Annotated in this window: 10 protein-coding genes; 4 read left to right on the top strand and 6 right to left on the bottom strand. The window is 67.5% G+C overall.

From position 1 onward, the window contains the following. Nucleotides 1-65: 65 nt before the first annotated feature. Nucleotides 66-4091 carry a DUF3683 domain-containing protein gene (locus DM992_RS06275; protein WP_111016127.1) on the bottom strand — a complete coding sequence of 1342 codons (4026 nt, stop codon included), beginning with the start codon at nt 4089-4091 and terminating at the stop codon, nt 66-68. Nucleotides 4092-4668: 577 nt separating this feature from the next. Here DM992_RS06275 and ilvA point away from each other — a divergent pair. Both ilvA and queF read left to right on the top strand, forming a co-directional pair. Then, the gene (gene ilvA / locus DM992_RS06265; RefSeq protein ID WP_111016125.1) at nt 4669-6192 is read left to right on the top strand and encodes a threonine ammonia-lyase, biosynthetic; all 1524 of its coding nucleotides are present in this window, start codon (nt 4669-4671) and stop codon (nt 6190-6192) included. Nucleotides 6193-6204: 12 nt separating this feature from the next. Next, nucleotides 6205-7029: an NADPH-dependent 7-cyano-7-deazaguanine reductase QueF gene (queF, locus tag DM992_RS06260; protein WP_111016124.1), complete on the top strand. Its 825-nt coding sequence runs from the start codon at nt 6205-6207 to the stop codon at nt 7027-7029. A 99-nt stretch (nt 7030-7128) separates the two neighbouring features. On the opposite strand, the gene DM992_RS06255 is transcribed toward queF, so the two are convergent. The 3 genes from DM992_RS06255 to DM992_RS06245 form a co-directional block, all read right to left on the bottom strand. Then, nucleotides 7129-7515 (bottom strand): Rid family hydrolase, encoded by a 387-nt coding sequence (locus tag DM992_RS06255; protein WP_006751946.1) that lies wholly within the window; start codon nt 7513-7515, stop codon nt 7129-7131. A 131-nt stretch (nt 7516-7646) separates the two neighbouring features. After that, a complete protein-coding gene (locus tag DM992_RS06250) occupies nt 7647-9128 on the bottom strand; it encodes a D-aminoacylase (protein WP_111016123.1) in 1482 nt (493 codons plus the stop codon). Nucleotides 9129-9130: 2 nt separating this feature from the next. Next, on the bottom strand, nt 9131-10069 hold the full coding sequence (locus DM992_RS06245) for a MurR/RpiR family transcriptional regulator (protein ID WP_111016122.1): 939 nt from the start codon (nt 10067-10069) through the stop codon (nt 9131-9133). A gap of 119 nt (nt 10070-10188) precedes the next feature. Here DM992_RS06245 and DM992_RS06240 point away from each other — a divergent pair, with 119 nt between their 5' ends. Together DM992_RS06240 and DM992_RS06235 are read left to right on the top strand one after the other, a co-directional pair. After that, a complete protein-coding gene (locus tag DM992_RS06240; protein ID WP_111017830.1) occupies nt 10189-11469 on the top strand; it encodes an amino acid deaminase in 1281 nt (426 codons plus the stop codon). Between the two features lie 167 nt (nt 11470-11636). After that, the gene (locus tag DM992_RS06235; RefSeq protein WP_034179017.1) at nt 11637-12218 is read left to right on the top strand and encodes a DJ-1/PfpI family protein; all 582 of its coding nucleotides are present in this window, start codon (nt 11637-11639) and stop codon (nt 12216-12218) included. A 106-nt stretch (nt 12219-12324) separates the two neighbouring features. Here DM992_RS06235 and DM992_RS06230 read toward each other — a convergent pair whose 3' ends face one another. Together DM992_RS06230 and DM992_RS06225 are read right to left on the bottom strand one after the other, a co-directional pair. Continuing rightward, complete coding sequence (locus DM992_RS06230; RefSeq protein ID WP_111016121.1) at nt 12325-12771, bottom strand: MarR family winged helix-turn-helix transcriptional regulator; 447 nt, start codon at nt 12769-12771, stop codon at nt 12325-12327. A gap of 34 nt (nt 12772-12805) precedes the next feature. Beyond that, nucleotides 12806-14401 (bottom strand): MDR family MFS transporter, encoded by a 1596-nt coding sequence (locus DM992_RS06225; RefSeq protein WP_111016120.1) that lies wholly within the window; start codon nt 14399-14401, stop codon nt 12806-12808. Between the last annotated feature and the right edge of the window lie 76 nt (nt 14402-14477).

Below are 14477 nucleotides of genomic sequence, written 5' to 3'. Positions count from 1 at the left end.
GCGCCCGCTCATCGGCGCCGGCGCCCGCTCATCCCAAGCCCGGCCGGGCGGTCGTCATGCCCGCATTAGACCAGCACGCGCTCGATCCCGCCATGGTTCGCACGTGCGACATAATCGGCCATCCAGTTCTCGCCGAGCACCTGGCGCGCGATCTCGACCACGATGTAGTCGGCCTCGATGTTCGCATCCTCGTTGTAGCGCGACAGGCCCTGCAGGCACGACGGGCAGCTCGTCAGGATCTTCACGTCCGGGCCGGCGTTCGCAGCCGGCGCAGGTGCGCTCGCGCCGTCGGCCACGACCGGAATGCTGCGCAGCTTCGCGGCGCCCTTGCGAATCTCCTCTTCCTTGCGGAAGCGGACCTGCGTCGACACGTCCGGGCGCGTGACTGCGAGCGTGCCCGATTCGCCGCAGCAACGGTCGTTCTTCTCGATCTTGTAGCCGTCCTTCTCCGTGCCCATCAGCTCGTTGACGAGCTTGACCGGGTCCATCGTCTTGATCGGCGTGTGGCACGGGTCGTGATACATGTAGCGCGTGCCCGTCACGCCGTCGAGCTTCATCCCCTTCTCGAGCAGGAACTCGTGGATGTCGATGATCCGGCAGCCGGGGAAGATCTTGTCGAATTCGTAGCCTGCGAGCTGGTCATAGCAGGTGCCGCACGACACGACCACCGTCTTGATGTCGAGGTAGTTCAGCGTGTTCGCGACGCGATGGAACAGCACGCGGTTGTCGGTGACGATCTTCTCGGCCTTGTCGTACTGCCCCGCGCCGCGCTGCGGATAACCGCAGCACAGGTAGCCCGGCGGCAGCACCGTCTGCACGCCGGCTTCCCACAGCATCGCCTGCGTAGCGAGACCGACCTGCGAGAACAGGCGCTCGGAGCCGCAGCCCGGGAAGTAGAACACCGCTTCCGAATCGACGGTCGTCGACTTCGGGTTGCGGATGATCGGCACGATCTTGTTGTCCTCGATATCGAGCAGCGCGCGCGCCGTCTTCTTCGGCAGGTTGCCCGGCATCTTCTTGTTGACGAAGTGGATCACCTGCTGGACGACGGGCGGCTTGCCGACGGTCGCCGGCGGGTGCTGCGTCTGCTTCTTCACGACGTTCTTCAGCATGTCGTTCGCGAAGCGCTGCACCTTGTAGCCGACGCCCATCATCACGCTGCGCGCGGCGTTGATCGTCTGCGGATTGGTCGCGTTCAGGAAGAACATGCCCGCCGCGCTGCCCGGGTTGAACTTCTTCTTGCCCATCTTGCGCAACAGGTTGCGCATGTTCATCGTGACGTCGCCGAAGTCGATCTTCACCGGGCACGGCGTCGCGCACTTGTGGCACACCGTGCAGTGGTCGGCCACGTCGTTGAACTCGTCCCAGTGCTTGATCGACACGCCGCGGCGCGTCTGTTCCTCGTACAGGAACGCCTCGACCAGCAGCGATGTCGCGAGGATCTTGTTGCGCGGGCTGTACAGCAGGTTCGCGCGCGGCACGTGCGTCGCGCACACCGGCTTGCACTTGCCGCAGCGCAGGCAGTCCTTCACCGAATCGGCGATCGCGCCGATGTCGGACTGCTGCATGATCAGCGACTCGTAGCCCATCAGCCCGAAGCTCGGCGTATACGCGTTGCGAAGATCGGCGCCGTCGAGCAGCTTGCCCTTGTTGAAGCGGCCGTTCGGGTCGACGCGCTGCTTGTACGCGCGGAATTCGGCGATCTCGTCGTCGGTCAGGAACTCGAGCTTCGTGATGCCGATCCCGTGCTCGCCGGAGATCACGCCGTCGAGCGAGCGCGCGAGCTTCATGATGCGTGCAACCGACGCGTGCGCGTCCTGCAGCATCTCGTAGTTGTCGGAGTTGACCGGGATGTTCGTGTGGACGTTGCCGTCACCCGCGTGCATGTGCAGCGCGACGAACACGCGGCCGCGCAGCACCTGCTTGTGGATCGCCTGCGCTTCGTCGAGGATCTGCTTGAACGCGCCGCCGTTGAAGATCGCACGCAGTTCCGCGCGGATCTCCTGCTTCCACGAGATGCGGACCGTGCGGTCCTGCGTGATGTGGAACACGGTCGCGCCCGGCTGCTCGTCCGCGCGATCCGCGAACTTCTCGGCCAGCGCCTCGTAGCCGAGCTGCACGAGGTAGTGCTGCGCCTCGCGCAGCGGCTGGTCGAGCCGGTCGCGCACGAATTCCCAGCGGGCACGCACGCGCCTGAGCAGCTCCAGCGCCTGCTGGACGCGGTCTTCGAGCAGCTCGGCGCTCGGGATCTCGTTCGCGTCGTCGGTCTTGCCGAGCGGCAGGTTGCCGCCGCGGAAAAACGCTTCCAGCGCGTCGACGAGCTGCAGCTTGTTCTTCAGCGACAGCTCGATGTTGATCCGCTCGATGCCGTCGGTGTACTCGCCCATCCGGTTCAGCGGGATGACGACGTCCTCGTTGATCTTGAACGCATTCGTGTGCTTCGCGATCGCGGCCGTGCGGCTGCGGTCGAGCCAGAAGCGCTTGCGCGCCTCCGAGCTGACCGCGACGAAGCCTTCGCCGCTCTTGCCGTTCGCCATCCGGATCACTTCGGACGTCGCGTGCGCGACCGCATCTGCATCGTCGCCGACGATGTCGCCGATCAGCACCATCTTGGGGAATGAATTGCGCTTGCTCTTGGTCGCGTAGCCGACCGCGCGCAGGTAGCGCTCGTCGAGGTGCTCGAGGCCCGCGAGGATCGCGCCGCCCTGCTTCGACGTTTCGAACAGGTAGTCCTTGATTTCGACGATGCTCGGGATCGCCTCGCGCGCCTGGCCGAAGAATTCGAGGCAGACGGTGCGCGTGTGCGCGGGCATCTTGTGCAGCACCCAGCGCGCGGACGTGATGAGCCCGTCGCAGCCTTCCTTCTGCACGCCCGGCAAGCCGGCGAGGAACTTGTCGGTCACGTCCTTGCCGAGCCCTTCCTTGCGGAACCGGCGGCCTTCGATCTCGAGCATCTCGGTGCGCAGCAGCTTCTCGCCCGGCGCATACGCGCCGTCGAACCACTTCAGCTCGAAGCGCGCGACCGCGATGTCGTGGATCTTGCCCTGGTTGTGCTCGTGGCGCGTGACTTCGAGCCAGTTGCCGTCCGGGTCGACCATCCGCCACCAGGCCAGGTTGTCGAGCGCGGTACCCCACAGCACGGCCTTCTTGCCGCCCGCATTCATCGCGACGTTGCCGCCGATGCACGATGCGTCGAGCGACGTCGGATCGACCGCGAACACGTAGCCGGCCGCTTCCGCCGCTTCGGTCACGCGGCGCGTGACGACGCCCGCGCCGGAGAAGATCGTCGGCACCTTGTGCGCGACGCCCGGCAGCTCGGTCAGCTCGACCGCGCCGAGCTGTTCCAGCTTCTCGGTGTTGATCACCGCGGAGAACGGCGTGAGCGGCACCGCGCCGCCCGTGTAGCCGGTGCCGCCGCCGCGCGGGATTACCGTCAGGCCGAGCTCGAAGCAGGCCTTGATCAGGCCCGCGATCTCGGCTTCGGTATCGGGCGTCAGCACGACGAACGGGTATTCGACGCGCCAGTCGGTCGCGTCGGTCACGTGCGACACGCGCGACAGCCCGTCGAAGCGAATGTTGTCCTTCTGCGTGCAGCGGCCGAGCGCCTTGGTCGCGCGGCGGCGCAGTTCGGCCATTTTCCCGAATTCGTCGGCGAACTCGTCGACCGCCCGCTGCGCAGCGGCTTCGAGCATCTCGACGCGCACCGCGCGCTCGCGGCCCGCGTCGTCGCGGTGTTCGGTGAGATCCGCGCTGCGGCGCTTGCCGATCTCGGTCAGGCGGTGGTTCAGCGCCTCGATCAGCAGCGCGCGGCGCTTCGGGTTGTCGAGCAGGTCGTCCTGCAGGTACGGATTGCGGCGCACGACCCAGATATCGCCGAGCACTTCATACAGCATCCGTGCCGAGCGACCCGTACGGCGTTCGGCGCGCAGTTCGTCGAGCACCGACCACGCCTCTTCGCCGAGCAGGCGGATCACGATCTCGCGATCCGAGAAGGACGTGTAGTTGTAGGGGATCTCGCGCAACCGGGGCGCGGGGTCGGCGGCGACGGCGGCGGCCGCGCCATTCGGATCGAAAACTTGTGGTGCGTTCATGTTCGGACGACTCGGAGGGCCGATACCCCATGCACGGGCGTCGGCAAGCGCGTGGGCGCAATCTTGGGAAATCTGTTCTATTACCAGGCGCGCGGCTGTCCTTCATGGGGCCGGAGCGGGCGTTGACTCGCCCCTCCTGGCCGGCGACAGGGCCTGGCGGCACTCGGAACCATCAGCACGATCGCGCGCGGCGCGCATGCCGTTCGGCCGCGGGGCTGGCTGCGCGCGGCGTCGGCTTCAACGGGGCGATCCGAGGGTGCCTCTGCATCTTCCGATCCTTGATTCAAAACGGAATTCTAACCCATGATCGGGCCATGCGTGACACGCCGGACAGGTCGTGGGGCTATCCCCGCCAGCCGCGCCAGGCCTGGTTCGGCGCGGATTCGTGCGATCATTCGCCGCCCGTCCGGTCGGTAACCGCGCGGTTAAACCGGTAAAAACGGGACGCCCGGCGTCGCAAATGCGCCGCCCGCGCAGCCCCGCGACCGCGCGCCCGGCATGCCGCTTGCATTCGGGCGGACCCTTGGCGCTATCATTGATCCTTTACCATCTGCTTCCGCACTGCACGCGAGCGCCCATGGCATCCCACGATTACCTGAAGAAAATCCTCACCGCGCGCGTCTACGACGTCGCGATCGAGACGGAACTCGAACCCGCCCGCAACCTGTCGGCCCGGCTGCGCAATGCCGTGTACCTGAAGCGCGAGGACAACCAGCCGGTGTTCTCGTTCAAGCTGCGCGGCGCGTACAACAAGATGGCGCACATTCCGGCCGACGCGCTTGCGCGCGGCGTGATTACCGCGTCGGCCGGCAACCACGCGCAGGGCGTCGCGTTCTCGGCGGCCCGGATGGGCATCAAGGCCGTGATCGTCGTACCCGTCACGACGCCGCAGGTGAAAGTGGACGCGGTGCGCGCGCACGGCGGCCCGGGCGTCGAGGTGATCCAGGCCGGCGAGTCGTATAGCGACGCATACGCGCATGCGGTCAAGGTGCAGGAAGAGCGCGGCCTCACGTTCGTCCACCCGTTCGACGATCCTTACGTGATTGCCGGCCAGGGCACCATCGCGATGGAGATCCTGCGGCAGCACCAGGGCCCGCTCCACGCGATCTTCGTGCCGATCGGCGGCGGCGGTCTCGCGTCCGGCGTCGCCGCATACGTGAAGGCCGTGCGCCCGGAGATCAAGGTGATCGGCGTGCAGGCCGAGGATTCGTGCGCGATGGCGCAGTCGCTGAAGGCCGGTGAACGCGTCGAGCTGACCGAGGTCGGCCTGTTCGCGGACGGCACCGCGGTAAAGCTCGTCGGCGAGGAAACCTTCCGGCTGTGCCGCGAATACCTGGACGGCGTCGTGACCGTCGACACCGACGCACTGTGCGCGGCGATCAAGGACGTGTTCCAGGATACCCGCAGCGTGCTCGAGCCGTCCGGCGCGCTCGCGGTCGCGGGCGCGAAGCTGTACGCGGAACGCGAGGGGATCGAGAACCAGGCGCTCGTCGCGGTCACGTCCGGCGCGAACATGAACTTCGACCGGATGCGCTTCGTCGCCGAGCGCGCGGAGGTCGGCGAGGCGCGCGAAGCCGTGTTCGCGGTCACGATTCCCGAGGAGCGCGGCAGCTTCAAGCGCTTCTGCTCGCTCGTCGGCGACCGCAACGTCACCGAGTTCAACTACCGGATCGCCGATGCGCAGTCCGCGCACATCTTCGTCGGCGTGCAGATCCGCCGGCGCGGCGAATCGGCGGAGATCGCCGCGAACTTCGAGTCGCACGGCTTCAAGACCGTCGACCTGACGCACGACGAGCTGTCGAAGGAGCATATCCGCTACATGGTCGGCGGCCGCTCGCCGCTCGCGCTCGACGAGCGCCTGTTCCGCTTCGAATTCCCGGAGCGGCCGGGCGCGCTGATGAAGTTCCTGTCGTCGATGGCGCCGGACTGGAACATCAGCCTGTTTCACTACCGCAACCAGGGCGCGGACTACAGCTCGATCCTCGTCGGGCTGCAGGTGCCGCAGGCCGATCACGCCGAGTTCGAGGGCTTCCTCGCGGCACTCGGCTATCCGTATGTCGAAGAGAGCGCCAACCCGGCTTACCGCCTCTTCCTGTCGTAAAGGCGTCACGCAATGAATCCCGAACATTCCCCGCTCGGCAAGGCCACCGTCTACGCAGCCCAGTACGATGCGTCGCTGCTGTTCCCGATCCCGCGCGCGGGCGCGCGCGAGCAGCTCGGCATCGCGTCGGCGCTGCCGTTCTTCGGCACCGACATCTGGAACGCGTACGAGCTGTCGTGGCTCAACGCGCGCGGCAAGCCGCAGGTCGCGGTCGCGACCTTCTACGTGCCGGCCGAATCGCCGAACATCGTCGAATCGAAGTCGTTCAAGCTGTATCTCGGCTCGTTCGCGCAGTCGAAGTTCGACTCGATCGACGCGGTGCGCGACACGCTGAAGCGCGACGTGTCGGCCGCATGCGGCGCGAGCGTCTCCGTGCAGCTCGTGTCGGCGCACGATTTCGGCAAGCTGGAAATGGACGAGCTCGACGGGCTGTCGCTCGACCGGCTCGACCTCGACACCGACGTGTACGAACCCGATCCGTCGCTGCTGTCGGCCGCCGAGAACGAAGCGCCGGTCGAGGAGACGCTCGTGTCGGACCTGCTGCGCTCGAACTGCCCGGTCACGGGCCAGCCCGACTGGGGCAGCGTGCAGATCCACTACGTCGGGCCGCAGATCGATCATGCCGGCTTGCTGCGCTACATCATCTCGTTCCGCAATCACACGGGCTTTCACGAGCAGTGCGTCGAGCGGATCTTCCTCGACATCCTGCATGCGTGCAAACCGGTGAAGCTCGCGGTGTATGCGCGTTACACACGCCGCGGCGGGCTCGACATCAACCCGTTCCGCACGAACTACAACCAGCCGATGCCGGACAACGCGCGGACTGCGCGGCAGTAACGGCGGCCGGCGAGCGGCAGACGCGAGCCCCAAACAGAACAGCCCGTTCGGCTCGCGCCGGACGGGCTGTTCTCCTGTGCGCGGGGAAGCGCAGCCGCGTTACTTCGCCGGCGCCTTGTACGCGATGCAGTCGACCTCGACCTTGCAGTCGATGACCATGCTCGACTGCACGCACGCGCGTGCCGGCGGATGCTCGCCGAAGTACGACACGAACACCTTGTTGAACGACGCGAAATCGCGTGCGTCGTCGAGCCACACGCCGCAGCGCACGACGTGCTCGAGGCCGTAACCGGCTTCCTTCAGGATCGCAATCACGTTCTCGATCGTCTGCTTCGACTGCGTGACGATCCCGCCCTCGACGACCTCGCCGTTCACCATCGGCGTCTGGCCCGACACGTACAGCCAGCCGTCGGCCTCGACCGCACGTGCGAACGGCATCACCTGGCCGCCGGTACCCTTCGCTTCGCCTACGCCATATCGCTTCATCGTTTCACTCCTTGTTTTGTCGACCCGGGCCGGCGCTTCCGCACCGCCCCGGATCCCGTGCAACGCTCGGTTGCGGATGCGCGCGCCGGCAGCGGCGCGCGCGAAGACCGGAACAATCGCCGCGTCCGGACTCAGAACGCAGCTTCGGCGCTCGCCGGCACGCGCTCGCCGCGCGCGACGAAGCCGCCGGCGCGCTCGCCGGTCGGCTGGCCGTTCTCGTAGGTCAGCACGCCGTTCACCCATACGGCGTCGATCCCGTGTGCGGGCTGCTGCGGCTTCTCGAACGTCGCGGCGTCGATCACGCGCGCCGGATCGAACAGCACGAGATCCGCGTGGTAGCCCACATGCACTTCGCCGCGCCGCGCGATCCCGTAGCGGCGCGCGGACAGCGACGTCATCTTGCGGATCGCTTCCTCGAGCGGCAGCAGGTTCGTGTCGCGCACGTAATGGCCGAGCACGCGCGGAAACGCGCCCCACAGCCGCGGGTGCGGCAGCGGATCGTTCGGCAGGCCGTCCGAGCCGACCATCGTCGCGGGGTGCGACAGGATCCGCCGCACGTCGTCCTCGGACATGTTGTGGTACACGGCGCCCGCCGGGCGGATGCGCTGCGCGGCTTCCTGCTCGGTCACGCCCCAGTCGGCCGCGATCGCCTTCAGCAGCTTGCCCGCGATTTCCGGGTGCGGCTCCGACCACGTGATCGTGATGTCGATGTCGCCCGTCACCTGCTTCAGGTCGAGCGTCGACGAACTGCGGCTGTACGGATAGCAGTCGCAGCCGACCGGCTGGTAGCGGCGCGCGCCTTCGAGCGACTCGAGCACTTCGGTGCTGCGCCCCCAGTTCGACGGACCCGCGCATTTCAGGTGCGAGATCACGACCGGCACCTGCGCATGGCGGCCCACGCGATACGCCTCGTCCATCGCGTCGAGGATCGCGTCGAACTCGGTACGCATGTGCGTCGTGTACAGCGCGCCCGCATTCGCGAGCGGCTCGGCGAGCGCCATCACCTCCTCGGTCGGCGCCGCGAACGCGGAACCGTACGCCAGGCCCGACGACAAGCCGAGCGCGCCGTTCGCGAGCGCCTCCTCGAGCTGCGCACGCATCGCGGCGATCTCGCCGCCGGTCGCCGCGCGGTCGAGGCGGTCCATCTGGTTGTTGCGCAGCGCCGTGTGGCCGACGAGCGCCGCGACGTTCACGGCCGGACGCGCGTCGTTCACGGCCGCGACATAGTCGGCGAAGGTCGGGTACACGAACGCGCCGCGCTCGCCGAGCAGGTTCATCGGGTCGGGCGGATCGCCCGCGAGCGTCACCGGCGACGCGCTGATCCCGCAATTGCCGACGATCACGGTCGTCACGCCCTGCGAGATCTTCGGCAGCATCTGCGGCGCGCGGATCACGTGCGTGTCGTCGTGCGTGTGCACGTCGACGAAGCCCGGTGCGAGCGCGCGGCCGTTCGCATCGACGACGGTTTCGGCAAGCCAGTTCGACAGGTTGCCGATCGCCGCGATCACGCCGTTTCGGATCGCGACGTCGCGCGTGACGGGCGGTGCGCCGGTGCCGTCGTAAAGCTGCGCGCCGACGATCAGCGTATCGGCGGCTTCGGGATGCGAATGCATGGTCAGTCTCCTACCGGTTGACGGTCTCCGCCGCCGCGATGCGCATCGAGCGCATGCTTGATGCGGCGCAGCGATTCTCGGCCCACGTCGCCGAGCCGCAGCGCGACTCCGGTGACGAGCACGTCGATCGCCATCATCATCGCGTAGCGCGATGTCGACGGCTTGTAAATGAAATCGGTTTCGAACGCGACGACCGGGATCAGGTGATCGGCGAGCTTCGCGAGCGGCGAAGCCGGCGCGGTAATCGCGATCAGCTTCGCGCCGTAGCGCTTCGCGAGGCGGCAGCTCTCCAGTAGCTCGGGCACGCGCCCGCTCACCGACAATGCGACGACGACCGCGTCGCGCGACAGCGTCGCGGACACCATCCGCTGCAGCAGGCTGTCCTGGTAGCTCGCGACCGGCCGGCCGAAGCGCACGAGCCGGAAGCGCAGCTCGTCGGCGAGCATGGTCGAGCCGCCGCCCTGCCCGTACACGTAGATCATCTTCGCGCCGGCGAGCAGGTCGGCAGCCGGGTCGAACGACGTGTTGCGCAGCAGTTGGTGGTTGTGCGCGAGCGCCACGCGGATCTCGTCGTAGACGACCGACGCGGGGCTCGCGTCGGCGGTCGGCGTGTCGTCGGACGGCACCAGAAAACGCTGGCCGACGGCCGCCGCCTGCGCGACGAGCACCTTCAATTCGCGCACGTCGCGGCAGCCGACGGCCTTCGCGAAACGCGTGACCGTCGCGACGCTGACCTCCGCGTCGCGCGCGAGCGCGCCGATGCTCGCGTGCGCAGCGCGGGCGAGATCGGCGAGGATGAACGTGGCGACCTTGCGCTCGGCTTCGCGCAGCTCGGGCGCGCATTCGGCGATCCTCGCGACGATGTCGAGGACCGGCGGGGCGGCCGTAGCCGGATGGGGCTCGGCCGCGAGCGGAGCGGAAGGGATGGCGGGCGTATTCATCTGCGGAAAAGGGCTCGAAGCTCGATGTTACTAAATAACATCACCGCGCCGATGCTACTTTCTGTACCATCGGCATGTCAACTTCAGTGCAATGCATAGTGATGATGGAGCGGGATGACATGAAAGTTACAAACTATCAGGAAGCGACGATCGATCCTTTCGGCAAGGGCCTCGGCAACCTGCCGAGCGCCAGCGTGCCGCTCGGCGATGCGGGCCGCCTCGAGTGGAACCTGCTCGCGGAAGACGTCAGCCTGCCGGCTGCCGTGCTTTACGAGGACCGCATCGAACACAACCTGAACTGGATGCAGGCGTTCGTCCAGCAGTATGGCGTCAAGTTCGCGCCGCACGGCAAGACGACGATGGCGCCGCAACTGTTCCGCCGCCAGCTCGATGCGGGCGCGTGGGGCATCACGCTCGCGACCGCGCACCAGACGCAGGCTGCGTATCACGGCGGCGTGCGGCGCGTGCTGCTCGCGAACCAGCTCGTCGGCCGCCAGAACATGACGATCATCGCCGGGCTGCTGTCCGATCCCGATTTCGAATTCTTCTGTCTCGTCGATTCCGCCGAGAGCGTCGACCAGCTCGGCCGCTTCTTCGGCGACGCGAAAAAAACGCTGAACGTGCTGCTCGAGCTCGGCGTGCCGGGCGGCCGCGCGGGCGTGCGCGACGCCGCGCAGCGCGAGGCCGTGCTCGCCGCGCTCGCGCGCTATCCGGACACACTGAAGCTGGCCGGCATCGAACTCTACGAAGGCGTGCTGAAGGAGGAAGGCGAGATCCGCGCGTTCCTGCAGGACGCGGTCGCGCTCACGCGCGAGCTGGCCGACGCCGGCCGCTTCGCGCGCACGCCGGCGATCCTGTCCGGCGCCGGTTCGGCATGGTACGACGTGGTCGCGGAAGAATTCGCGAACGCGTCCGACGCGGGCTTCGCGGAAGTCGTGCTGCGTCCGGGCTGCTACCTGACGCACGATGTCGGCATCTACAAGAAGGCGCAGACCGACGTGTTCGCGCGCAACCCGATCGCACGCAAGATGGGCGAAGGGCTGCTGCCCGCGCTGCAGCTGTGGGCGTACGTGCAGTCGGTGCCGGAGCAAAATCGCGCGATCGTCGCGCTCGGCAAGCGCGACGCGGCATTCGACGCGGGCCTGCCCGAGCCGGCGCGCCACTTCCGCCCGGGCCGCGACACCGCGCCGCGCGACGTCGCCGCCACCGAAGGCTGGGCCGTGACCGGAATGATGGACCAGCACGCATACCTGCAGATTCCGCCGGGCGCCGACGTGAAGGTCGGCGACATGGTCGCGTTCGACATCTCGCACCCGTGCCTGACGTTCGACAAGTGGCGCCAGGTGCTCGTGCTCGATCCGCAGTTCCGCGTGACGGAAGTGGTCGAAACCTTCTTCTGACGCACGTTGCGCGCGCCGCCCCGCCGCTCGCGCGGGGCGGCCGTCACGCGCGCTTCAATCTGCCGGAGTACACTGCGCTTTCGTCCCCGGGGCCCCTCGCGGCCGTTGCGTCGGTCTGCCGCACGCGGCGCGAACGGGCCCTCAACGCTGCTTCACTGGAGAAAGCCATGGCCGCGAAGAAGATCCTGTTCCTGACCGGCGATTTCGCCGAAGACTACGAAACGATGGTGCCGTTCCAGGCGCTGCAGGCTGTCGGCCATCACGTCGACGCAGTCTGCCCGGGCAAGCGCGCGGGCGACAAGATCAAGACCGCGATCCACGACTTCGAGGGCGACCAGACCTACACCGAGAAGCCCGGCCACCAGTTCACGCTGAACGCGGCGTTCGACGACGTCGACGCATCGCGCTACGACGCGCTCGCAATCGCGGGCGGCCGTGCGCCCGAATATCTGCGACTCGACCCAAAGGTGATTTCGCTCGTGCGCGAGTTCGCTGCGGCCGGCAAGCCGATCGCCGCGATCTGCCACGCGGCGCAACTGCTCGCGGCCGCCGACGTGATCCGCGGCAAGCGCATCTCGGCCTACCCGGCCTGCGCGCCCGAGGTGAAGCTCGCGGGCGGCGAATATGCGGACATCCCGGTCGATGCGGCCGTGACCGACGCACCGTTCGTCACCGCACCCGCGTGGCCCGCGCATCCGGCATGGCTCGCGCAGTTCCTCGCGCTGCTGGGCACGCGCATCGAGCTGTGAACGTGATGTGAATTGACATGAGACGAAGCGCCGGCCGGCGGCGGGATTTCATGCCCGCTTGCCGGCCGCGATCGGGCGCGGCGTGCGCGCGTGCCCGCGCCGCGCTTCAGCGCGCGGCCGGCGTCGAACCGACGTCCGCGATCCGCGATTCCAGCATCGCCAGCGCACCCGACAGCGCATTCAGCACGTCGTCCGGCACCTGCGCCACCGTCTGCTCGAGAAACGCCTTGCGGCGCGGCAGGCACGCGTCGAACGCGGCGCGGCCGTCGTCCGTCAGCGTCACGTTGGTCACGCGGTTGTCGCGTGCGTCGGATTCGCGCTCGATCCAGCCGAGCGCGTCGAGCGACTTCAGCTGGCGCGTGAGCGCGCCTGGATCGATGCGCAGCACTTCGACGAGCTTCTTCTGCGACGAATGCCCGCCCATCGCGTGCAACGCGACCATGATGCGCCAGCGCGGCATCGGCTGCCCGACGTGCGCTTCGAACGCGGTCATGAACGCACGATACGTGCGTCCGAATTGCTGCAAGATCGCGATGCGGTCCTGTTCTTCCATGCGCTGATTTCGTTTCCGGTGAATCGTTGAACCGTTAATCGGCCGCGACGTGCGGCTCGATCTTGCGCCGCAGCGCGATTGGCGGCACGCGGCGGCACTGCCACACTGACACCACGGCGACGACGGCCGCCATCGCGACGCCCAGGTGAATCGCGCCGACGAGCGATTCGCGGGCCGCTTCCAGCAGCAGCGCGCCATTATGCCCGGCACGCGTCAGCTCCGCGACGAGACCGCTTTGCGCTGTGCGGTCGATCAGGATCTGCGGATCGGCGAGCTGCGCATGCCACTGCATTGCATGGTCGGCCGCGAGTGCATTGCGCACGCCGCCCGAATACATCTGGTTGACGAGCGTGCCCGTCAGCGCGGTGCCGATCATCCCGCCGACCATCCGCAGCGACTGCAGCAGCGCCGTCGCGATGCCGAGATGCTCGCGGCCGGCCGCCTGCTGCGCGAACACGGTGAGGTTCGGCAGCACGAAGCCGAGCCCGATGCCGCCCGCGACCATCAGCGCCATCAGCATCCAGGTCGGCGTCGTGTGCGTCGACACGACGATGCCCGCACATGCGATCGCGAACAATACGAAGCCGACGTGCAGCATCGCGTTCGGATTGCGGATGCGCGTGACGACGCGGCCGTTCATGATGCTGCCGATCGTGATGAACACGACGAGCGGCGTGATCACGAGTCCGGCCTCCTTCGGCGACATCCCGAACCCGCCCTGGAACAGCAGCGGCGCGTAGAACAGCAGCGAGAACATCGAGAAGCCGGCGAGGATCGCGAGCACGAACAGCGCCGACAGCGCGCGGTTGCCGAACATGTCGAACGGCAGAATCGGCTGCGCGCAGCGCTTCTCCCAGTGCCACAGGCCGATGCCGGCCGCGACCGCGACGACGAGCAGCAGCGACGCCCAGCTCGCGACGCCGTACTTTGGCAGCCATTCGACGAACAGCTGCAGCGCGCCGAGCGACAGCGCGATCAGCAGCGCGCCCGGCCAGTCGAGCCGCATCTTGCGATCGTGCTCGACGTGGCGCAGGTGCGGCAGGTAGCGCCACACGAACAGCAGCGACAGCAGGCCGACCGGCAGGTTCACGTAGAACACCGAGCGCCAGCCGAACGACTGGGTCAGCACGCCGCCGAGCGACGGGCCGACCGCGTTCGCGATGCCGAAGGCCGAGCTCATCAGCACCTGCCAGCGCAGCCGCACGACGGAATCAGGGAACAGATCGGGAATGCACGCGAACGCGGTGCCGACCAGCATGCCGCCGCCGATCCCCTGCAGTCCGCGCGCGAGCACGAGGGTCAGCATGTCGTTGGCCATCCCGCACAGCACGGACGCGCCGGTGAACACGACGATCGACACGATCACGAACGGCTTGCGGCCGTAATAGTCGCCGAGGCGGCCGAAGATCGGCACGGTAATCACGGAACTGAGCAGGTACGAGGTCGCGACCCACGCGTACAGGTCGAAGCCCCTCAACTCGGCGACGATGGTCGGCAGCGCGGTGCCGACGACGGTCTGGTCGAGCGCGACGAGCATGGTGACGAACGAGATCCCGATCATCGCCAGCAGCGATTCGCGGAACGGCAAGACTTGCCCGCTCGAATGGTGGGCGGCAGTATGGACGGCCATTTTTTGTTGATGCAACTTTTGACGAGTCAATCAATCGTAAAATTCTAGCATGTCGGAGTAATCTAGGCCGGCGCGG

It is taken from the genome of Burkholderia sp. JP2-270 (assembly GCF_003233675.1).
GTDB classification, from domain to species: Bacteria; Pseudomonadota; Gammaproteobacteria; order Burkholderiales; family Burkholderiaceae; genus Burkholderia; species Burkholderia pyrrocinia_C.
The sequence above is the reverse complement of the archived record's forward strand: the minus strand, read 5'-3'. Positions and strand labels throughout refer to the sequence as shown.